The organism is Pontibacter beigongshangensis (genome assembly GCF_014332515.1).
In the GTDB taxonomy this organism is placed as follows: Bacteria; Bacteroidota; Bacteroidia; order Cytophagales; family Hymenobacteraceae; genus Pontibacter; species Pontibacter beigongshangensis.
In genome coordinates this window covers 71,738-93,415 of sequence record NZ_VFSD01000012.1, presented here as the reverse complement: position 1 = coordinate 93,415, position 21,678 = coordinate 71,738, and the positions used below count along the sequence as shown (strand labels likewise).

General features: G+C 49.1%; 18 protein-coding genes. 11 read left to right on the top strand and 7 right to left on the bottom strand.

The features are described from left to right. The first annotated feature begins 13 nt into the window (after positions 1-13). Positions 14-199: a CsbD family protein gene (locus tag FJM74_RS11290; RefSeq protein ID WP_187262708.1), complete on the top strand. Its 186-nt coding sequence runs from the start codon at positions 14-16 to the stop codon at positions 197-199. A gap of 198 nt (positions 200-397) precedes the next feature. Here FJM74_RS11290 and FJM74_RS11285 read toward each other — a convergent pair whose 3' ends face one another. From FJM74_RS11285 to FJM74_RS11255, 7 genes are all read right to left on the bottom strand, one after another. Further along, positions 398-1,723 carry an FGGY-family carbohydrate kinase gene (locus FJM74_RS11285; RefSeq protein ID WP_187262707.1) on the bottom strand — a complete coding sequence of 442 codons (1,326 nt, stop codon included), beginning with the start codon at positions 1,721-1,723 and terminating at the stop codon, positions 398-400. 108 nt (positions 1,724-1,831) lie between these two features. Further along, complete coding sequence (locus tag FJM74_RS11280; protein ID WP_187262706.1) at positions 1,832-3,115, bottom strand: sugar isomerase; 1,284 nt, start codon at positions 3,113-3,115, stop codon at positions 1,832-1,834. Positions 3,116-3,355: 240 nt separating this feature from the next. After that, positions 3,356-5,482, bottom strand: coding sequence for a bifunctional aldolase/short-chain dehydrogenase (locus FJM74_RS11275; RefSeq protein ID WP_187262705.1), 2,127 nt, complete (start codon positions 5,480-5,482; stop codon positions 3,356-3,358). A 283-nt stretch (positions 5,483-5,765) separates the two neighbouring features. Beyond that, the gene (gene rhaT / locus FJM74_RS11270) at positions 5,766-6,836 is read right to left on the bottom strand and encodes an L-rhamnose/proton symporter RhaT (RefSeq protein ID WP_187262704.1); all 1,071 of its coding nucleotides are present in this window, start codon (positions 6,834-6,836) and stop codon (positions 5,766-5,768) included. A gap of 341 nt (positions 6,837-7,177) precedes the next feature. Further along, positions 7,178-7,366, bottom strand: a complete 189-nt coding sequence (locus FJM74_RS11265) for a hypothetical protein (RefSeq protein ID WP_187262703.1) — start codon at positions 7,364-7,366, stop codon at positions 7,178-7,180. A gap of 32 nt (positions 7,367-7,398) precedes the next feature. Beyond that, on the bottom strand, positions 7,399-8,808 hold the full coding sequence (locus FJM74_RS11260) for a purine-cytosine permease family protein (RefSeq protein ID WP_194349989.1): 1,410 nt from the start codon (positions 8,806-8,808) through the stop codon (positions 7,399-7,401). Between the two features lie 763 nt (positions 8,809-9,571). Continuing rightward, on the bottom strand, positions 9,572-10,594 hold the full coding sequence (locus FJM74_RS11255; RefSeq protein ID WP_187262702.1) for a helix-turn-helix transcriptional regulator: 1,023 nt from the start codon (positions 10,592-10,594) through the stop codon (positions 9,572-9,574). A gap of 117 nt (positions 10,595-10,711) precedes the next feature. On the opposite strand from FJM74_RS11255, the gene FJM74_RS11250 reads away from it, so the two are divergent. The 10 genes from FJM74_RS11250 (at position 10,712) to FJM74_RS11205 (ending at position 21,507) form a co-directional block, all read left to right on the top strand. Next, positions 10,712-13,717 carry a SusC/RagA family TonB-linked outer membrane protein gene (locus tag FJM74_RS11250; protein ID WP_241739080.1) on the top strand — a complete coding sequence of 1,002 codons (3,006 nt, stop codon included), beginning with the start codon at positions 10,712-10,714 and terminating at the stop codon, positions 13,715-13,717. 117 nt (positions 13,718-13,834) lie between these two features. Beyond that, positions 13,835-15,355 (top strand): SusD/RagB family nutrient-binding outer membrane lipoprotein, encoded by a 1,521-nt coding sequence (locus FJM74_RS11245; RefSeq protein WP_187262701.1) that lies wholly within the window; start codon positions 13,835-13,837, stop codon positions 15,353-15,355. A 445-nt stretch (positions 15,356-15,800) separates the two neighbouring features. After that, entirely contained in the window at positions 15,801-16,325 is a 525-nt protein-coding gene (locus FJM74_RS11240; protein ID WP_187262700.1) for a hypothetical protein, read from the top strand. Between the two features lie 72 nt (positions 16,326-16,397). Continuing rightward, positions 16,398-16,826 carry a hypothetical protein gene (locus FJM74_RS11235; RefSeq protein WP_187262699.1) on the top strand — a complete coding sequence of 143 codons (429 nt, stop codon included), beginning with the start codon at positions 16,398-16,400 and terminating at the stop codon, positions 16,824-16,826. Between the two features lie 347 nt (positions 16,827-17,173). Next, positions 17,174-17,797 carry an acetate uptake transporter gene (locus FJM74_RS11230; RefSeq protein ID WP_206684032.1) on the top strand — a complete coding sequence of 208 codons (624 nt, stop codon included), beginning with the start codon at positions 17,174-17,176 and terminating at the stop codon, positions 17,795-17,797. Between the two features lie 103 nt (positions 17,798-17,900). Next, complete coding sequence (locus tag FJM74_RS11225; protein ID WP_187262698.1) at positions 17,901-19,142, top strand: peptidase U32 family protein; 1,242 nt, start codon at positions 17,901-17,903, stop codon at positions 19,140-19,142. Then, a complete protein-coding gene (locus FJM74_RS11220) occupies positions 19,142-19,387 on the top strand; it encodes a ferredoxin (protein ID WP_187262697.1) in 246 nt (81 codons plus the stop codon). The genes FJM74_RS11225 and FJM74_RS11220 overlap by 1 nt, the downstream gene beginning before the upstream one ends. A gap of 217 nt (positions 19,388-19,604) precedes the next feature. Further along, on the top strand, positions 19,605-19,817 hold the full coding sequence (locus FJM74_RS11215; RefSeq protein ID WP_187262696.1) for a DUF308 domain-containing protein: 213 nt from the start codon (positions 19,605-19,607) through the stop codon (positions 19,815-19,817). 493 nt (positions 19,818-20,310) lie between these two features. Then, the gene (locus tag FJM74_RS11210; protein ID WP_187262695.1) at positions 20,311-20,925 is read left to right on the top strand and encodes a hypothetical protein; all 615 of its coding nucleotides are present in this window, start codon (positions 20,311-20,313) and stop codon (positions 20,923-20,925) included. 123 nt (positions 20,926-21,048) lie between these two features. Further along, the gene (locus tag FJM74_RS11205) at positions 21,049-21,507 is read left to right on the top strand and encodes a hypothetical protein (protein ID WP_187262694.1); all 459 of its coding nucleotides are present in this window, start codon (positions 21,049-21,051) and stop codon (positions 21,505-21,507) included. Positions 21,508-21,678 lie beyond the last annotated feature (171 nt).

Sequence of the window (21,678 nt, the reverse complement as noted above, 5' to 3'; positions counted from 1 at the left end):
AACAAACCCAACTATGGATAGATTAGAATTAAAAGGCCGCTGGAACGAGATAAAAGGTAAGGTAAAACAAGCCTACGGCGACCTGAGCGATGATGATCTTCGCTACGAGGAAGGCAAAGACGACGAACTATATGGCCGCCTGCAACAAAAGACAGGTAAGTCCCGCGATGAAGTAATTAAATGGTTAAGAAGTTTGTAATACAACTCATCTAACAAAAAAGGAAGTCCTGCAAAGTGCTTCCTTTTTTGTTAGATGAGTTGTATAGCTCCTGGTCAATTATTCTAATAAAAATGCCCCTCCGGAGCTAACCCGGACTGCTGCTGTTGCTGCACGTTATGCTGGCCCATACTGGTTCGAGCGCTGCAAGCCTTTGAGCAGCATGCAGGGAGCATTAAACTAGAATGCATCCATCACCAGGGCTGCGCCAAGCGCAGTACCCTGTGCCGACTTACCCGCTTTCATGCGCAGGTTGGGGAAGGTTTTTTGTAACAGCGCCATAAAGATCGGGTTTTTGCTAAAGCCGCCATCTACCAGCAGTATGCTGAAATTGTTGGTGTCTCCTTCAGCGGCCAGCAGAATCGACGGTATCTGCTGTTCTGCGAGTTCAACCACCAGCTGATGATAAGCCTCTTCATAAGAATTGTACAAGGCCAGGTCCAGCTCTATCTGCACGGCGGTGGCAATCTTGTCTTTCACCAGCACTTCATTAGCGGCGTCTGGCGACGTGCTACCCCCGAAGTTCTCAATAAGACTTTCGTTGTAAGCTACCTGCTTAAAATAATCGGCGGGTTTCTGGTAATGCTCGGCCAGTAGTTTTACCTGTACTTCGTGGGCGTTGCCGATAAACTTGCGCGATGCCTTCACCGGGTTTCCGGTATAAGTCAGGTATTGCAGGCAGTCCTGTTTCAGTTCAGCAATGGTGAGGTGCTTTTTGGCAAACGGATTTAGGGTTATTCCCCAGGTGCCTGTAGAAAGCAGCAAAAACGGCTCCTGGTACTGCTTCAGGTACGGGATCAGGGCGGAGGAGCTGTCGTGGAGGCCTAACCCTGCTTTAATTACTTTTCCTCTGAACGTAATTTCGGTCGGCTCACTGTGCTGGCGCAGGGGCGGAAACAGCTTGTCTAAGCCTTCTGCCCTAACCCAGTCGTGGTACGAGTTTTTCTCGAAGCTCCACAAGGCGGTATGACAGCCCAGGCTGGTGTAGTCAGTCGCCATTTGCCCGGTAAACAGAAATGAAATATACTGTGGCAAGTGTATGGAGTGTGCAATCTCACGGAACACATCAGGTTTGCCGTATTTTAGCCAATAGAGTTGCAGGCCTGAGTTCAGCATGCCCAGCGCAGGCGAAGAGGTTTGTGCCGCTACCAGCATTTTATCGCCATAGGCTTTATAAAACTGCTCTTCCAGGCCCAGCGGGAATGGTTTCAGGTAGTTGTATAAGGGCGTAATCGGCTCCCCTTGGCTGTTCAGGTGAACCAGGCTGGCACCATAGGTCGTAAAGTTTACGGCTTTTACATCAAAGTTCGTATCTGCCTCCAGGGTTTGCCAGGTACTGCGGAGCCAGTTGGCCAGCGCCGTTAAGTCCTCCCCGCTATCCCCATCGTCGTCTGTTATCTCCTCAAAACTCGTTTCTTCATCTTTAATGATCTGGTAGTTCTGATCAAACAGAAGGAATTTCTTATTTGTCTTACCAATATCAAATACTGCAACACAAGGCACCATAACTTGCTAATTAATAATAAAAAGAAAAAATCAACCAGCCAGGGGCAAGCTCCCGGCTGGTTGAAATATAGAAATAATCTTTACGTAAGCTTTTGCTTAAGACAGAAATTACAAACCGGTAGCAAAAGATTTTGCGCCACGCTGGCTCACCATTTGCTCCCTGATTTTAGACTCACGGTAGAAACCTACCGGGTTCAGGGTTGCACCTGCCTGCTGACGTGCTTCGGCCAGTAAAGGCCTTACATCGGTGCGGTAAGCATTCTGCATAATTTCCTGCGCCAGGGTCGCATCATTTTCTGCCTGTGCTTTCTCTAACGCCGGACGGTCTATGATCAGTGCCTGTGCGTACGCTATTTTAATCGCCTCCACCGACTGCAGCAGGTCTTCCAACGGATCTTTAATGTTGTGGCTCGCGTCGATCATCCAGCTAAGCTCCGGATTTTTAATTTCGGGGCTCGACATACCTTCTACCAGTTCGTTGAAGATCAGGAACAGCTGGTAAGGCTTAATAGAACCTACTGTCAGGTCGTCGTCGCCGTACTTGGAGTCGTTGAAGTGGAAACCACCCAGCTTGCCTTCCATCAGGAAGCGCGACACGATCTGCTCGATGTTGGTGTTTGGCAGGTGGTGGCCCAGGTCCACAAGGCCAACCGCTTTTTCGCCCAGCTTGTTGCAGAACAGGAGCGAAGTGCCCCAGTCGGCGATCACAGTAGAGTAGAAGTGCGGCTCGTACGGTTTGTATTCTACCAGCACTTTCCAATCGGCAGGCAGCTCGGCATAGATTTGCTGAATCGAATCTAACGTTCGTTCAAACATGCGCCTGAAATTTTGCTGGCCCGGGAAGTCGGTGCCATCAGAAAGCCAGATCGTGAGGGCCTTGGAGCCAAGCGCAACGCCATGGCGGATTACCTCTATGTTGTGCTGAACAGCCTGGTCGCGCACGCTTTTGTCGGTGTGCGAAAGAGAGCCGAACTTGTAAGATTCTTTCTGGTCGGCCTGATCCTGGAACGTGTTGGAGTTTACGGCATCAAAACCAAGTTCAAAAGAAGAAGCCAGTTGTGTGATGGCTTTAGGGTCTTTCGGAATATCCCAGGGAATGTGCAGGGAGATAGAGTTGCTGGATTGGTTAAGGGCATGCAGCAGGCCTACATCTTCAATCTTTTCTTCGAGGCTGCGGGGCTCACCGCCGCCTGCAAAGCGGCCAAAACGCGTGCCACCTGTGCCTAAGGCCCAGCTCGGAATCGCGATCTGGAAAGCGGCAATTTTCTCCAGTATAGTTTTTACATCATGTCCTTCATCGCCCAGTACAGCAGAAAGACCTTCAAATTTCTTTTTATGCAACGATTGATTTGCATGGTTATGCTTCTCAATCAAAGATTTGTCTAGAATCATAATTTATATGAAGTCGGTGATAACTCGTGTAAATAAAAAAAGCAGACGGTTGTCCGGGTGTGGCTATTCTGTTTCCACGTCCGATACAACCGTCTGCTTTCAGACTATTCTTAGTTGGTGTAAAGACAAATTCACTTTCATAAATCTACAGATGCAATATAGAGGTTCCTGAGCTGAAAACCCATATACCGGCACCTAATAAATTTTGTACCTAAAATGCCTTGCTACGCGTGTATCAGCTTATCGCAGGAAAGCTGCCGGAACACCACCATCTACGTTCAGCACGTTGCCTGTGCTCTTGTTCATCAGGCCGCCAACAAACACAAACACAGCATTTGCGATGTCTTCGGCCAGAATCTCTTCGTTCAGCACCGTACGCTTGGCATAATAAGCCGGAAGTTCTTCGATGCTGATGCCGTACGCTTTCGCACGGCCTGCAGCCCATCCGCTTCCCCAAATTTTGCTGCCACGAATTACGGCGTCCGGGTTAACCACGTTCACACGGATCTTGTCGGGGCCAAGCTCGGCAGCCAACAGGCGCGACATGTGCATCTGAGCTGCTTTGGCAGTACCGTAAGCCACGTTGTTCGGGCCTGATACGATACCGTTCTTGCTGGCAATGTTCACGATGTCGCCACCGGTAGCCTGCTTGCGCAGCACTTTTACAGCTTCTTTCGATACCAGGAACTGTCCTTTTACCAGCACGTCCTGCAGAATATCGTAATCGGCCTCAGTTGTGTCTGTAATAGATTTAGAGATAGAAAGACCGGCGCAGTTTACTACAATGTCTACACCACCAAACGCAAGGTTTGCTTTCTTGAAGGAGTCAACAATGGCTTGCGGGTCTGTTACGTTTACTACGGCCGTGGCTACAATGTCTTTCGAGAATTTGCTTTCGAATTCAGCTTTTGCTTCTTCCAGTGCTTCTGCGTTCATGTCGGTCAAAACTACGCAGGCACCTTCCTGGGCCATTTTCTCAGCAATGGCTTTGCCTATACCGCCAGATGCTCCTGTTACCAGCGCAATTTTACGCGACAGGGCTTTCTCCTTTGGCATACGCTGCAGTTTCGCCTCTTCCAATAACCAGTACTCAATGTTAAAGGCCTCCTGCTCCGGCAGTCCCTGGTATTCAGAGATGGCCTCAGCGCCTTTCATCACGTTAATGGCATTGATATAGAATTCGCTGGACACGCGGGTTGTCTGCTTGTCTTTGGCAAAAGAGAACATACCTACACCTGGATAAATAATAATAACCGGGTTGGTATCGCGGATAGCCGGGCTGTTGTGGTGCTTGCTACGCTCATAGTAAGCAGTGTAATCGGCACGGTAGGCTTCGAACTGCTTTGCAATCTGTGCTTTTACAGCTTCTGTGTCCGAAAGATCAGCGTCAGGAGCCAGGTTCAGTACCAGCGGACGGATTTTTGTGCGCAGGAAGTGGTCCGGGCAGCTGGTACCAAGCGGAGCCAGTTTGTCCAGGTCGTTGCTGTTGATGTATTCCAGTACGCGCTCATCGTCAGTGAAGTGGCCGATCATGCGGTTCTGGCTGGAAGTGAATCCTCTCAGGATCGGGATAAGCGCACTGGCTTTTTCCAGGCGCTCCTCTTTTGGCAGCGACTCTATTTTAGCACCACCAAAAACAGGGCGGTTCTTGCCGAAGTTTTCGTTCAGGTACTCAGAGGCACGCTCAATGGTATCCAGGGTGTTCACATAGCTTTCGTATGCGGTGTCGCCCCAGGTAAACAGGCCGTGGCTTCCCAGGATCAGGCCCGTAATGCCCGGATTCTCCTGTACTGTTTTCTCCAGCAGCAGACCCAGGTCGAAACCAGGCTTTTGCCACTTCACCCAGGCCAGTTTACCTCCGAAGAGTTCTTTGGTTATTCTTTCGCCGTCTTTAGAGGCAGCAATAGCAATGATAGCATCCGGGTGCAGGTGGTCGATGTGCTTGAATGGCAGGAAAGCGTGCAGCGGCGTGTCGATAGACGGAGCTTTGGAGTCGAGGTCGTAGATGCAGCGGTTAAACAGCGCCACCATCTCATCTTCGTGCTCCAGGCCACGATACACGTTTTTCAGGCTGTGCAGCTTCTCCAGGTAAAGTCCTGCCAGGCCACTCTTCTTCAAAGTACCCAAGTCGCCGCCGGAGCCTTTCACCCACATCACGTCCACGTCATTCCCGGTAAGAGGGTCTTTCTCAACTGTTTTGCAGCTGGTATTACCACCGGCATAGTTTGTCAGGCGCAGGTCGGCGCCCAATAAGTTAGAGCGGTAAATCAGTAATCCAACTTGATCATCGCCAAAAGACTTAGCAACCTCCTCATCCCAAAGGTAACTTACGTACTTATAATTTTTCGTGGCTACAGAGTTTTCCATCGTTAAATTTGTATGTTTTCTATTAAAGCTTTTGTGTCATATTCAGCAGGGTTAGAGAATAATGACCCGGTAAATGAAATTCAATTCTTAAAAATATAACAAACGGTTTTTTTTTGTATCCTGTGCCATCCTGTCATCAAGTTTTCATTTATTAATAAAAGAAAACCTAAAGCTTACCATTACGAAATAAAACACCAGGATATATTAAAACTATCGCAAGTTAAGGAAAAAATATTTTACTAATGAATAACAAATTTATAAATGGATACAGCAAGACTGTCGGCTATTCCGCCAGGTAGTTCCCGTATCCAACAACTACCGTAGAGAGGATAACTGTAGATATACCTAGAACGATGGCGAACATTGTTTTCTTGCTCGCGCCTTTCCACTCTTTCAGGTAGATACCCCAAAGGTTGCTGATGATAATGATGAAGGCCATGTGGAGGGTCCAGCTGGTAAAGCCAACCCCCGATTCCGCGAAGAGACTTTCGCCCATGCCGTAAAAAAAGAACTGCAGGTACCAGGTAATGCCGGCAACAGCCGAGAAAAAGTAGTTGCGCAGTAGCGGTGTCTGCGGGTTGGTGTAGTCGGAGCCCGTTTTGTTTCTAAAATTGAGGTACACGCACCAAATAAAGTTCGACGTTAGGCCTCCGAGCAGGATAACCACCAGCACCGGGTTGTTTTGCCATAAAGGGTCGATGCCAGACGCTACTGTGGCTTCTGCTATGGGTTTTCCGGTGGCGTAGCCAAAGGCCATAAACGCACTCAGGATGCCCGAAAATGTGGCCACCAGTATGCCCTTCGAGAAATTGAATTCCTTGATGCTTTCCTTTTTCTGCTCATCAGGCATCTCCTTCTCTTTCATGATACCTGCCTTGCCGCAGATGGCGATACCCACCAGGCAAAGGAAAACACCAAATAAGGTTACTTGGCCTGAAGTGGTGCTAAATATCTCCGTGATCGTTTTTTCGTTGCCCTGGCTGCCAAAGATTTCATAGAAGATAGGCGGGATCAGGGTGCCGAAGGCCGAGCATAAACCCAGCGCAATCGCCATGCCTAGCGACATGCCCAGGTAGCGCATCGACAGGCCGAAGGTCAGGCCTCCTATGCCCCAAAGCAGGCCCATCATGTAGGTATATAATAGGGTGGAGCTTTCGGCATTGGCCAAGACTTCCGTATAACCGGGGGCCGTGAGCCAGGCGCCCAAGGGCGGCACCAGGAGCCAGGAGAAGATACCACCCACGATCCAGTAACTTTCCCAGGACCATTTTTTTACTTTGCTATAAGGGATATAAAAACTGCCTGACGCGGCACCACCTATAAAGTGGTAGAGGAGACCTAGAATAACTTGCATGTACGGAATAAATAATTTGTAAATTTTTATGCTTGTGCTGGCCGGCATTTTGAGGAGCCAACGGGAATCTTCCTTTGTCTATCTTCGGAGATGGCTGTTGGCTCGCCTTGACCCGGCCTTTGTTGTGTCTTACACCCGAAAAGGGGGTGTGATATAAAAACGTAGTCCTGGTCTCGCACCTGGCTTACCTGTAGATTTCAGGATTCAGAGTTGCGGACAAAAGGAAAGGCTAAGATAAATTCTTTTTTTGTAGAATTTAGCTTAGCCTTCTTCAATGATAATTAAGTATTGCAATATGTTAAAATATTATAAAGCAAAGCTGGTTCTGTTATAACCGATGTTTAGCTTTCGGCCTCCTGCTCATTTTGGGTGTTCAACCAGAAAGGGGCCGACAAGAACCACATGATCATGCCGGCTAGCATCAGGTTCTTGTGGAAGTCTAGTTCTATTTTCCCAAGGAATACGAGAACCGATGGCACCACCGTCAGGAGCAGACCCAGGTAAGAGATAAGTTTTAGTATAGTATGCATGATGCGTGAGGTTATGAGGATAAAGTAAGCGGTTAGACAATACTTTTGGCCGAGATGCTGGGCTCCGGTTGCAGGCTGGCCTTTTTCTGATACAATTTACTGAGCACAACATAGAGCGTTGCTGCAATAAACCAGCCTGGCAGACCTAGGAAGAATATATCGACGTTCTGGAAGAAGTTGAGCGACAGGCAGATTGCCAGTGTGCCTACCCATGTTACGGCGGCGGCTATGTTAAAATGTGTGTTGGTTACACTGGCATAGTTGCTCCTCATACCCAGCCTCGGAATAACCCAGAAATCGATGAAGATAATGGCACCCATCGGCATCAGCACCAGGCCATAAAGCGCCACAAATCCGAGCAACTGCATGACCAGCGCCGGAAAGAAGGCGGCGATGGTAGTTACTAAACCCACGATCATGGTCACTTTCCAGCGCTTCACCCTGGGCATGATGGACTGTATGGCAAGGCCGGCGCGGTATATGGTGGGGTTGGCGGTTGTCCAGCCGGCGATCAGCACACAGGCGGCTCCTGCAATGCCTGCACTGGCATAAGCGATAGGGCCGGGAGGTACCTCGCCACCGGCAGCTGCACACAAGATGCCCGAAGACATCCAGGCCATGAGGTGCCCGATAAACATGCCGGTAGAAGAGGCAAAGCCATGATACCATTTTTTGGCGTAACGCAGAATAGACAAATCACCCATACCAATGTGCATGGCCATGTTCGCAAACCAGGCAAAAAACATGACGTGCCAGAAAGTAAATTTGGTATAGCCTTCCACCGGCACACCGGTCCAGATCCTGGTCTGGGCCACTTCCCAGAAGCTGCTCAGCGAGGTAATGCCCAACTGTGGCATTACGGCAAAGGCAGCGGCCACAAAGATCAGGATCATCCAGGGGGCGCACACATTGGCGAATTTCGAAATCTGCTCATATCCTAAAATAGCCACTGCGGTAATAACAGAGCCCACAGCGAGTACCGTTACCACCCACCCGATGCTGCTCGGGTACAGATCGTCGAGGCCAGGCATGGCAATGTTAAACGGAATACCGACTGCCGTAGCGGAGACTGCAATCATAGAACCAGCCAGAAAGCAGAACATCAGGGCGTTTACGATATTGTAGCCTGATACCAGGTATTTTCCGCAGATTTTCTCTAGTTGGTAGTAAAGCGTAAGCCTTACCCGCACGGCAATAGGAGCACACAGGAAGGCCCAGCTCAAAACGGCCAGCAGGTTTCCGATCAACAGCCCGGTAACAAGATCAATGGCACTTACGCCGTGAACCACAAACAAAGGGCCGATCACAAATTCGGTTCCGGCAATATGCTCTCCGGCATACATGCCCACAAAGCTTTTCATTCCTTTAAGCTTGCTCTTGGGAATCGGTTCCCGCTCATATTCGTTTATGGCGTCTAACTGTGTAGCCAGTGTCTTCTTCATGTTAATTTTGGCTGTTGAAAAGGTGATGTTAATAAATTAAACCGTAGTGCTCAGTAGATATTCAAACTAATGTTAGTTAAAAAATATATCTAACTGCCCTCTTATCCAATGATTCTTGAGATGTCATTATGGGTTGAATAGCCTGTAAGGTCAGTTCAAGTTGAAAAATAAGGAGAAAAAAGGAAGCGGGTATCCGGTAGTGTCCTGTGCCCGATCAATTTCTGGCCTTGCATAACCTGGGATCAGGCTGCCACAGCCCTCCGGAAGCTCATCTTGTAGGAAAAATAAGGCTTCTATTTCCCGGATTTTGCGCTGGTGCGAGCTGCCAGCTCGCACTTTCATACCCCTGCCTTTCCAGAAGGGGCCAAAGCAGCTTGTGATAGATCAATTCTTTTAGGCTGTAGCCTGAAGGAACATTTGGCACGAGCTGCCAATTTGAACCAGCGAGCTGCTTTTCCCTACAAGATGAACTCCGGAGGGGCATTTTGGTTCAAATAATTTGGTGCTTGATGGTTTAGTGCAGATGTGCTCTTTTTCCGATTTGGAAATTTGAGGATTTGGAAATCGGAAGATGCATAGAGTAGCACCAGTGAACTCCTCAGTGTTAACTCTTAAAGAGTCCTGCGTCTCACGTCCAGTGTCTCGTGTCCCGACCAAGCCTCTGGAAGGGCATTTTGATTAGCATAATTGCTCCCGGCACCTTCGAACCTGGCCTTTCTGTAGCACGACTAAAATCCCCAGATCAGCCATTTAGCCATTCCACCTAAGACACCTTGAGTTTGTTGGGCGGGAAACCGAAGTGCTTTTTAAAGGCGGAGGTAAAGTGGGTGGCGTGCTTGTAGCCCATCAGGCGGGCAACTTCGGCAATTTTGGATTCGCCCTGCAGCAGCAGCTCCCGCGACTGCTCCATTTTATGCTGATGCAGGTAGCCGTACACCGTGGTGCCAAAAATTTCCTTAAAGTGCTTTTTGAGGTTGTACTCGTTGGTGCCCACCTGGTGGGCCAGGTCTTTGAGCGTGAGCGGCGCTTCGAGGTTGGCCAGCACAATGGCCTTTGCCTGTTGCATCTTCTCCACATCTTCGTCTTTCAGTCCTTCCGGGGCGGCAGGCGCCACGGACTGCCCTTGCTGGTCGAGCTGCAGGGCCAGCAGTTCCACTACCTTGGCCTCGGCAAAAATGCATTTGCAGTGGCCACTGAACTGGCAGTTCAGGATCTCGTAGAGCAGCGCAATAATCCGGGGGGTGAGGGGAAGGTTGCTGCTGCTCAGCTGCCCAAATTTGTTCTGGGCCACGGCATGCTGAAAACTCATGTAAAGGGGGTGGCTTGCGGGCAGGTACCGGAAAAAACTGTCGGTGCTGATAAAAATATCGAAAAACTCGGCTGCCGCCTCCTGCGGCCATTCCACCTCCACCCGCTGGCTGGGGAGCAGGTACAGGTTGTGCTGGTGCTGCCTCAGCTGGATAATAGGTTTGCCCGAAGCGGACAGAGTGTAACTCCTATTATTATGGAGTGAGAAAGCCATGTGCACAAACGGGGCCTCGTGCTCCAGCACCAACCTGGTGGAAGGCAGGAAGCAGCCGGAAGTGTGCCTGAAATAGGCTCCTTTAGAAAAGTACTCATACACGCGGCCCGTTTCGCCAACGGCGTGGGTAAATCGTAGCGAGCTGTCGGCACTAACCCTGAACAGGTTCCGGAAATGCCAGATAGTGTGCTGTGCTGTGGCTTCGGGGGCAGCTACGGCCGAAAATTCTCCCTCTGGCGTTACAGATTTTCCTTTGTGCGTCATGGTTATATCCTTGCGGGGCTATATCTTTGCCAAAGTTAGATTATTTAGACTAAATTTAAATAACATATTTCAACTTCCTACTATACAATAATGCATAAACTACTTATTTCTTTTTTAATGCTATGTTTAGCTGTAGGAGCCTTTGCGCAGGAGCGGACCATTACAGGTAAAGTGGCTGAAAAAGCAACTGGTGAAGCACTGCCCGGTGTTACCGTCCGGGTTAAAAATACGTCCCATGCCACCACCACCGACTCCGAAGGTAAGTTTGCCATCCATGCGCAGGCTGGCCAGGTGCTGGTGTTCTCCTACATCGGGTATTCGATGCAGGAACTGCCGGTAATGCCAAAGACCCAGACAGCCAACATTGCCCTGGAAGTAAACAGCAATAACCTGGCAGAGGTGGTGGTGACTGGCGCGCTGGGCATTAAGCGCTCCGCCAAAGAGTTGGGTACCTCCAGCGAACAGTTCGACACCCAGGAACTGACCCAGGGGAAAGTGGTGAACCCCGTGCTGGGACTGGCCAGCAAAGTGTCGGGCCTGCGCATCAACATGTTCGATAGCAAAGTGGACCCTGATGTGCAGGTGAACCTGCGCGGCATCCGGTCGCACACCGGCAACAACGCGCCTTTGTATGTAGTGGATGGCGTACCTATTCCGGACATCAACCGCCTGAACCCGAACGACATTGAAAGTGTGAACGTGCTGAAAGGCGCCAACGCTGCCGCTATCTACGGCTCCGACGGTGTAAACGGCGTGCTCATGATCACCACCAAAAAAGGAAGAGCAGGAACACAGGCCATTAACTTTACCAACACCACCACCATAGAGCGGGTGAGCCGGCTGCCCGAGCAGCAGCGCGAGTTCGGTAATGGCATGAATGGCGTGTACGACCCCTTGCAGTACCAGTCCTGGGGCCCGCGCTACGACGGAGAAATGAGGCCGATAGGACCTAGAATGGCCGATGGCAGCACCTGGCAACTGCCTTATGCCGCCGTGAAAGACGGGCGTAAAAACTTTTTCGACACGGGCATAACCACGCAAAACGACCTTTCCTTTGCCGGAGGCGACGATAATTCCACCTATTACTTTTCGGTGCAGGATGTGCTCACCAAAGGCATTGTGCCCGGCGACGAAAACAGGAGAACAGGTGGCCGCTTTAACGGTTCCCGCAGCTTTGGCAGGTTAAGCACATCGTACAATCTGAACTATGTGTTCAACAAAAACGACGTAACGCCAAGCGAGCCCTGGTCTACCGTGTACCGGTTGCCGGCCAACATTCCGGTGGAGCAGGCAAGCGACTGGCAGAACACCATGTATGCCAGCCCCGATTACTGGTTCAGTGCCAATCAGTTAAACCCGTACTTTAATGCCGCCAACCGCCGTGCCGTTTCCGACCAGCAGACATTTAACGGGAACATTGAGCTGAACTACAATGCCGCTCCCTGGCTCGATATAATTTACCGCGCCGGGGTTTACAGCCGCAATACCGACTCCAGGGCGACCATCGGCAAATATACCTACACCACCGCCGGCCGCACCAACATACCAGGCAGCGTGAGCGATGGCTCCGCCAACTTCCGCAGAATAAACAGCGACCTGATCCTTAACTTCCAAAAAGAGTTCGGCAGGTTCAGCACCCGCTTGTTGCTAGGAACCAATTTCAGAACAGACCAGAGCAAAGGTGTAAATCTAAGCTCCTCCGCGCTGGTAGTGCCAGGCTTATACAACCAGGACAACCGCACTGGCCAACTAGGCGGCAGCTCTGAGATTATCCAGGACAGGAGAGTGGCTGGCTACGGAGAGTTTACGCTTGGCTACAACGATTACCTGTTCCTGACCATGACCGGCAGGCAGGAGTCAGTGTCGGTGCTGAGCCCTGAGAACCGCGATTATTTTTACCCGGGCGTGAGCGGCTCCTTCATCTTTAGCGAAGCAATTAATAGCCTGCGCAACAGCAACCTGCTTTCTTTTGGTAAGGCGTATGTATCTTATAATAAAACAGGCAACGTGGTGGTGAGCCCGTACCAGTTGCAGAACGTGTACAGCCAGAGCAACGGCTTCCCTTACGGCAACCTGCCCGGTTTCAGCCTTGGCACTTCTGATGCCAACCCCGATCTGAAACCGGAGTTCGTGAAATCGTTTGAAGTGGGCACGCAGCTGAGCTTCCTGAGCAACCGCCTGAATGTGGGAGCCGCTTTTGTGCACGCCAAAACAACAGACGGTACCATCGAGGCCGATATTTCGGCAGGCTCCGGCTTTACGTCGGCCTGGGTAAATGCCTTTACTGCCGTGAACAAGATCGTGGAATTAGATATCAGCGGCGACATTATTCATAACAAAGACCTGGTGTGGAATGTAGGGGCCAACTTTACCTATATTAAGAGCGAAGTGCAGGAGATCTATGGTGATGTGCAGCAGCTGTTCCATTTCCGCCAGAACTACCTGATCGTGGGCAAGCCATACAACAGCTACATGTTTACCGACTATGGCCGCGACCCGCAAGGCCGCATCATCATTAACCCGGCCACTGGTAACCCGGCCAATACCTCCGAGCTGTACTACGGTGGCACCGGCACACCGCCTTACCAGATCGGCCTGAACACCTCACTTAGCTACAAAGGCTTTAACCTGGGAGCCCAGTTCGACTGGCGCAAAGGAGCCGTGGTATACACCGAGGCAGCTGCCCGCATGATTCAGGACGGCACCAGCCCGCTTACCACACAATATGGCCGTCAGCCTTTCGTGATCCCGAACTCTGTCATTGAAACTTCGCCGGGTGTGTTTGTGGAGAATACCGAGATCATGACCCAAGGCGACCGCAACTACTTTGCAAACTATGTAGCCAACGTGCAGTCGAACTACGCGGTGAGTGCCGACTTCTTCAAGCTGCGGGAGCTGAGCCTGAGCTATACGCTGCCTGCCACTGTGCTGGCCGGTCAGCGCGTGCTGAAGGGTGCTACCATTGGGTTGGTAGGCCGTAATTTGTTCTCGATCTGGTCTAAAGACAATATCTACAACGATCCTGAATTTGTGTATGCCGGTGGCAGCAGCGAAGGTTACATGAGCTGGCGTCATTTGCCACCAACACGCGTGGTTGGTATTACCCTGGGAGTAACCCTGTAAAGTAGCTGCAGTGGCAGCCCATGAGTCAGGAATTATGCTAATAGAAATTGCCCTTCCGAGCCTCCTGATCCTGCTGTTGCTGCTCTGTTATGAACCATTATTTCTTTTTAAATCAGAATGAAAAATAACATAAAAATAGTTGCTCTTGCTTTTGCCACCATGGCCATAACCGCCTGCGATAAGTTCATGGATGTGAATGTGAACCCCAATGCCCCGGTAGATGTGCCCGTTGATCAGAAGCTGCCGAATGCCCTTGTTAAAACCGTGCACCTGGAAACCGGCGCCCTCAACCAGTTAGGAGCTGTCTGGACAGGTTACTGGGCCAAAGCCACCGACGGGCCAGGTGTTACGAGCCTGTTCCGGCTGGAGGAAACCTATGGCGTAGAGGCCATGTCGTTCGACCGCGACGGTCGGCCGATCTGGGAAGACTCTTACACCACACTCGTGAATTACAAAGACATCGAAACGCAGGCCACCGAAAGCGGCGACCTGGCCTATGCAGGCATCTCCAAAATTATGCAGGGCTGGCATTTTATGCGCCTGGTGGACCTGTACGACAACGTGCCTTTTTCAGAAGCCCTCCGCGGAGGTAAGTATGCCACACCACGCTACGAAGACGGGCAAACTGTATATGAAGGCTCCATTAACCTGATAACCGAAGGCATCCAGAACATAAAAGAAGCGCCGGATTTGTCTAAGAAGCCAGGTGCAGACGATGTGATGTTCAAGGGTAACCTGACCCTGTGGATAAAGTTTGCCAACACGGTAAAACTGCGGGCCCTGTTGCGGCAGAGTGAGCTTGGTAACACAGCCTATATAACAAGTGAGCTAGCCAAAATTGAGCAGGAGGGAAGCGGTTTTCTGGGTGCTGGTGAAAGTGCGCTCGTAAACCCCGGCTACCAGGTGACGGCAGGGCTACAGAACCCGTTTTGGGAAACCTTCTACAAGAATCCTGTTGGCGCACTTACCAGCGGCTACAACACCTTGCGCCCGACCGAGTTTGTGGTGGCACAGTACCAGAACCGTCTAGATCCGCGCCTGGCTAAACTTTACAAACCAGTTGGTACAACCTACAAGGGCGTGCCGCTGGGCCAGGTTTCCGGATCGGACTATACCATGAGCAAGACATCGGCTTTGTTAGGTCCCGGCGAAAACGGAAATCAGCCGGCTGGCCTCCTGAAGAGTGCGCAACAGCCATCGGTGCTCCTTTCATCATTCGAGAGTCTGTTTCTGCAGGCTGAAGCCGCTGAAAGGGGTTGGCTGCCCGGTGCAAAAGAAAAGTATGAGGCGGCTATCAAAGAGTCGTTTATCTACCTGGGTGTGGGTGCGGCAGAGTTTACGGTTTACAATGCCTTGCCAGCCGTAAATTATACGCTGGCTCCAAACAAGATCGAACGCATTATTGAGCAGAAATGGCTGGCCCTGAACAGCATCAGCAGCATAGAAGCCTGGAACGATTTCCGCAGACTGGGTTACCCGACAGGCATGCCGCAGTCGCTGCAGAGCCCCTCGCCCGACCCCAGCTTCCGGCCAAAGCGCCTGACGTACCGGCAGTCGGAAGTATACACCAACCGTGAAGAAGTTGCCAAACAAGGACAGATAGACCCCTTTCAAAATGGTGTGTTCTGGGATAAATAAGTACAACCTAAAACTATGAATGATGAAAAAACGCCGTTGCCTAGCAGCGGCGTTTTTTTATTCATACCTGGCGGGTTTAGTAGAATAAGCAGCAGCAGCAACAGGAGCAAATCCTCCGGAGGGTCATATTTATTTGAATAATTGCGCGGCCGGAAGTAATCCAACTGCCGGAGCCTCTAAGCAGCCAGAATATTCATGGAAAGATAGAAGCAAGGAGTTTGAATTACGGCAGGAAATTATAGTTTTGTTCTTAGAATATTTTTTAGGAGAAGTGCCTATGATTTGCTTAATTGTAAGACTTAAGCCATGGTTAATATGGTACCTGCTCTTTTATACTTGATAAGCAGGTAAACCACCTACGCACATAGTGCAGATAAGCGTAGGTAGGGGAGCTATTACGTTTGTCTGCGAGTTGGCAGGTATCACAATTATGAAAAACAGCAGTATGATTAAGAAAGTACACATTGGCTTGTTTGTTTTCTTGCTTCTGAATCTGTTGCTTTCAGTTGTGCTGGACTTGGGGTTTGATAATAGACTGATGTTCATTGTTAGGGTGCTTATATATGCAACAGGAGTTTTATTATTCTGTCTTACCATCAAAAATAGAAGCGCCACAACTTACTATTCGTCTTTGTATATCCTTTCGCCAATCGTTGTGTTCGTCTCATGGTTAACTGACGGAATCTTAGGTGCTTTATTAGGTTCTATGTTCTTTGCTTTCTTTGCTCCACCGGACACCATTGTTCAGAATGACAATTACCAAATCAGAAGTCAGTACACGGGATTTTTAGGTGGTTGTTGCTCGTACAACTTGTATGAAACTAAACTTACCTTGTTTGAAAAGAAAATTGGAGAGTTTAGGGCAGAGCGCACTTCAAACGAGATAGCTGATTTAAGAATTCACGGTGGTCAAGCAGTAGTATACTATAAAGAAGAACCAACTGACTCAACCTTAATTCAGATAAAATAAAATGACCTCTGCCAACAAGACCTATAGTGCATAAACGCACCATAGCAAAGCCGTTGGCGTGTATTTGAAAGTATGAATAACAGAACAAGCCTTTTAATAATTTCGCTGTTGCTAATGCTGTCATCGTGTAGCAGCAGAGAAGACTATAGTAGTTTCATTTCTGAAGATACAAACAAGTACAATAACCAAATAGCCTCTGCAATAGATGTTAATGAAGCTTGGGCGACAACTCCATACCTAATAATAGGAAAGTTGTTCGGTCCCGAATATCGTACTGAAGGAAATTCAGGATTTTCTCTAGAGCAGACTGAAATATCAAACGAGCATATTAGGATTATAGTTACTCAGGAAGGCTTATTAGATGACTCTGTTCATGGAGAAAAAAGGATTATTGAATTTAAATATAAAGCCAATAGGTGGGTGATTGACAACATCAAATTGGGTTTTAAGTGTCAATCGGGAAGGGGACAGCAGAAGTACTCGGGAGAACTTTGTAGTTAGAAAACAGTCCGTCGCAGGGTTTATACCTAATACATCGGCTGACGCCTCGCATCTGCTATACTAGTCCGTTAACACGAACCTGACTGACTAGGCTAAAGTTTTACTAGGAGGAATGGGTGTGGTGTATCAGATCTGATTGAGAACTAATTTATAGGTTGTAAGAGAGGAAGAAGAAGCAGCTGAGATTTCGCAGGATGTTATCAGGCTTCCGAGTTCTATCAAGCAATAAGAAATTCACAGGCAAAACTGTTTTATGTCATTTTTAGCGGCTATACCAGAAGCTATATTTGTGGGCCGGATAGCAATAGTGCTAAAGGTGATCAAATAAAAAATAACAGCTTTCTCCCGTGAGCAACATTTCCAACATCAGGGTCATCGACTCTACCTCCAACCCTGCGCCCCTGGGCTTACTCGGGTTCGGCCTGACTACCGTTTTATTAAACCTGGCCAACGCAGACTTTATTCCCTTAACCGGCATGATCATGGGGATGGGGATCTTTGTGGGCGGTATCGCCCAGATTTTCGCAGGCTTAATGGAATGGAAAAAGAATAATACCTTCGGAACTGTCGCCTTTACAGCCTATGGCTCTTTCTGGATTGCCCTGGTTGCTACCTGGGTACTGCCCAAAATGGGACTGGCCGAGCCTGCCGATCCTGTGTCTATGGGCTGGTTCCTGACCTTGTGGGGTTTGTTTACCTTCGGCATGTTTATCGGTACGTTCAGGTTGAGCCGGGCCCTGCAGATTGTGTTTGGTACGCTGGTGCTGTTGTTTGCCCTGCTGGCCCTTGCCGATTTTACAGGTAGCCACCAGGTGAAGCTGCTGGGCGGCTATACCGGAATTATATGCGGACTGAGCGCTATCTATACCTGCCTGGCTCAAATCTTAAACGAGGTGTACGGCAAAGAACTGCTGCCGCTCGGCACTGTTCAGGTGCTCTTAAAAGAAAAACGGTCGCTTCAGGCGCATTAAACTACAAACACACCGGCACCGCCATCTCTCTGCCCCGGGCGGGAACTGCCGGGTAAAACTACCCGCAGCTACTGCTCCTGCAGGCGGCAGGTGTATCGTTTAGATGATGGATAATCCCAAAGTTGAAATTTTAGCCCCTGCGGGCTCTTACGAATCGTTGAGTGCCGCCCTGAAAGCCGGCTGCGATGCCGTGTATTTCGGGGTGGAACAACTCAACATGCGGGCGCGCTCCTCGTTCAATTTTACAACCGACGATTTGCAGGAAATAAGCAGACGGTGCCAGGAGGCGCAGGTAAAGGCTTACCTCACCCTCAATACCATTCTGTATGACCACGACATCAGGCTGATGAAAACAATTGTGGACCAGGCCAAAGCCTGCGGTATTTCAGCCATCATTGCCTCCGACCATGCCGTAATGGCCTATTGCCTGAAGATCGGGATGCCGCTGCACATCTCCACCCAGGTAAATGTGACCAACATCGAAACCGTAGAATTCTACGCCACTTTCGCCAATGTGATCGTATTGTCGCGTGAGCTGAGCCTGCGGCAGGTAAAGGAGATTACCCGCGAAATTGAACGCAGAAATATTACAGGGCCATCGGGTGAGCTGGTGCGGATAGAGGTATTTGCACATGGAGCCCTGTGCATGGCTGTTTCGGGCAAGTGTTACCTGAGCCTGCACTCCCACAATGCCTCTGCCAACCGGGGCGCCTGTATCCAGAATTGCCGCAAGCAATACCTTGTTACCGACAAAGAAGACGGCATTGAACTGGAAATAGACAACGAGTATATTATGAGCGCCAAAGACCTTTGCACCATCGGGTTTCTGGATAAGCTCCTGGAGGCAGGCGTACGCATCCTGAAACTGGAAGGCAGGGGCCGCTCCGCCGATTACGTGGACACCGTTGTCAGCTGTTACCGCGAAGCAGTGGAGGCGATACAGGAGAGCACCTATACACCCGAAAAAATTGAAGCCTGGACCGGCAGGTTGGCAACCGTATACAACCGCGGGTTCTGGGACGGGTACTACCTGGGCCGCAAAATGGGAGAGTGGAACGATTCGTACGGATCAAAGGCGACCGAGAAAAAGATTCTGATCGGGAAAGGCATCAAGTATTTCGGTAAGATTAAAGTAGGCGAGTTCGGTATGGAATCGCACGCGCTGAAAAAAGGTGACCAGATCCTGATTACCGGCCCTGCTACAGGCGTGATCAGAACCACGGTGGAAGAAATGCGGGTGGCTGATGTGGTGGTGGAGCAGGTGGCTAAAGGGGATGTTTTCTCGATGCGCGTGCCGGACACGATCAAGCCTAATGATAAACTCTACAAAGTGGTAAAAGCGTAATGTTCCGGATCTTGTTTCAGCGGGCAAAATGCATCGGCTGCAATGGCTGTGTGGAAGCTGCCCCCATGCGGTGGCAGGTGTCTAAGAAGGATGGCAGGTGCAACCTGGTGGAAGGAAAGGAAAAGAAAGGCATTTACCAGGTACTGGCCGGCATGGACGAATTTGCCCTGAATCAGCAGGCCGCCGCAAACTGCCCGGTTAAAATTATCCGGCTGGAAGTGGTAAAAGCTAAACACCAGCCATAAAAGCAGCAGCCTCTGACCACGTAACGGTCAGAGGCTGCTGCTTTTTGTGTGTATAGGGTCTTTAGCAAAGTCCGCCACTTTAATTCGCCTGAAAGCCACAGGCAAATCTTCTGCCAGGCCGGTTCCGGTCAGGAAAAGGAAGATCATCGGGATGAGAAATTAAAATATAGCTATTTTGCAGTAGCATACGTAAGCACAAAAAAACAACTGATTAAAAATGAGAATACTCGGAATAATTTTGATTGTTTTAGGAGTGCTTGCCTTCATCTATACAGGCTTTAGCTACACCACCAAAGAAACTGTGGCAGAAGTAGGCCCTATAGAAATAAATGCTGACAGAGAACGCACCTTAAGCTGGCCCCCAATAGTAGGAATAGTATTGGTGATAGGAGGGATTGTGATGGTGGTGGCAGACAAAAGAGGGCGGTAAGTCCTCATCGAAGCCAACAGTATCATAGCGAAAGCATGCCTTTTCACGAGCAGCAGCAGCAGCAGCAGCAGCAGCAGCAAACACCTCCGCAAGTCCATTTTCATTACAATAATTCATAGCTTCTCAAGTCGTTTTAAATTCTTCCGGCAGCGAAGCGCTGTTAAAAACCGGCTCAGAGGATAGCTATGGTAGTTTATTAAATTATGGACATAAACCTGTCAATAGTTTTTTCATAAGATATGCACTGTAGTACTCGTCCAATTTGATTATTAGAAAGGTTTGAGGCTTGTAAAGCTGCCTGATAGCTTATCTTTCATAATTTCTAATTTTGAATTTCTAATTTTTAATTTGGAGGAACATTAGTGAAATAGTACCTGCCTGAGAAAGACCTATCAACAAAAACTTCAAAGTATAACTACCTGCGCGCAAGACCCGGATTAGAAAAAGTTTGGGTAGTTAAAACTGGTGTCCGACAAATTTAAAACTAAAGAGCATGAAAACCATTGTTTTACTGCTGATCCTGCAGGTTGTATTTTTTGGCTGCCAGTCGCCAAGCGCTGAAACAGAACTGTCGGAAAATACTTTTCCGGCAGAGCCTGCTACACCTGTAGCACAGGCTGCTGCGACAGGAGAAAATACGGAATACCTGGACTGGCGAAGTCTTCGGATTAACGGGAAATATCCTTTAGTTACCACCGTAAAAAACATGGATGGACTTCTGGGGAAGCCAGATAGCGTCAATACCATTGACTGGAACGAAACCTGCTCATCAGATTTTAGAAACGAAAGCTCGAAGCTTGCCTATTACAGTGCTTATCTTTTTGAGCTGTTCGACGACTCCCTGGATTTTCAAAGTGTCGACTTCCGAAAAAATAAAAACGTGTTTTTGCAGAGCAATGACCTAAAGCTAAACGCTGCCACTACATTGGAAGAAATAAAAAAACGCTTCCCGAACGCGGCTCAAAACATGGAGAAAGTGAATGTTGATGAAGTTGGTGAAGTAGAAACTATTTCGTTGCCGCCTTCCAGAGACTATTCGGACGGCCAATGGCTGCTGATGTTTCAGGAGGGAAAACTAATAAGGATAGATGACTGGTTCCCGTGTTAAAGCTGTACGTGCCAATTACCAGTGTAGGGCATTTATGCCGCCTTATAGCCAGTTGCCAACTATAACCCTGAAATAAAAAATAGCAACCACACCAGGGCCTCATGCAACCAATCATGTCTGTAGATGCTCGTTAAAGAAAAAGGTCTGCAAATGAAAAAGCATTGGATAGTAATAGTTATTTCAGTATTTCTATTTAGTAGTTGCGAGAAAGATGAAGTTATTCCTTCAGGAGAATTAACTGGCAAGTGGCTGTTTGTAGAATCATATCACGGCTACCTGAACGGTGGGTCCTTTGCCTGGCAGCCTATTTTGATGAAGGATTCTCATTATCTGGAATTTTTGCTGGACGTGAAGTATATAAAGCAGGAAAACTCCAACGGCGCTTTTCAAAAATGCACCGGAACTTTTAATTTATTGCAAGACAATGCACTTGAGGTTTACGGCGACTGCCAAACAGTGCCTGAACGAGGAAAAATAAGTGAATTAACATCCAAAACGCTGATTATTGATTACCAGGGCAGGGAAGGGGTTGTCAGAAATAAATACGAAGCGGTGAATAAGTCTTTTCAATTTTCAGATTAAGCAAATACAAACCTTTAGGGGACCTTACTTACAGCAGCAGCAGCAGCAGCAGAAAAGCCTCCGGAAGGCCTTTTCCATTAGAATAATTCTAAAATAGAAACCCCGGCAGGTGCTATAGTCCTGCCGGGGTTTCTATATGGCTCTCACAACTTACCAAGAAGACTTGCGTCC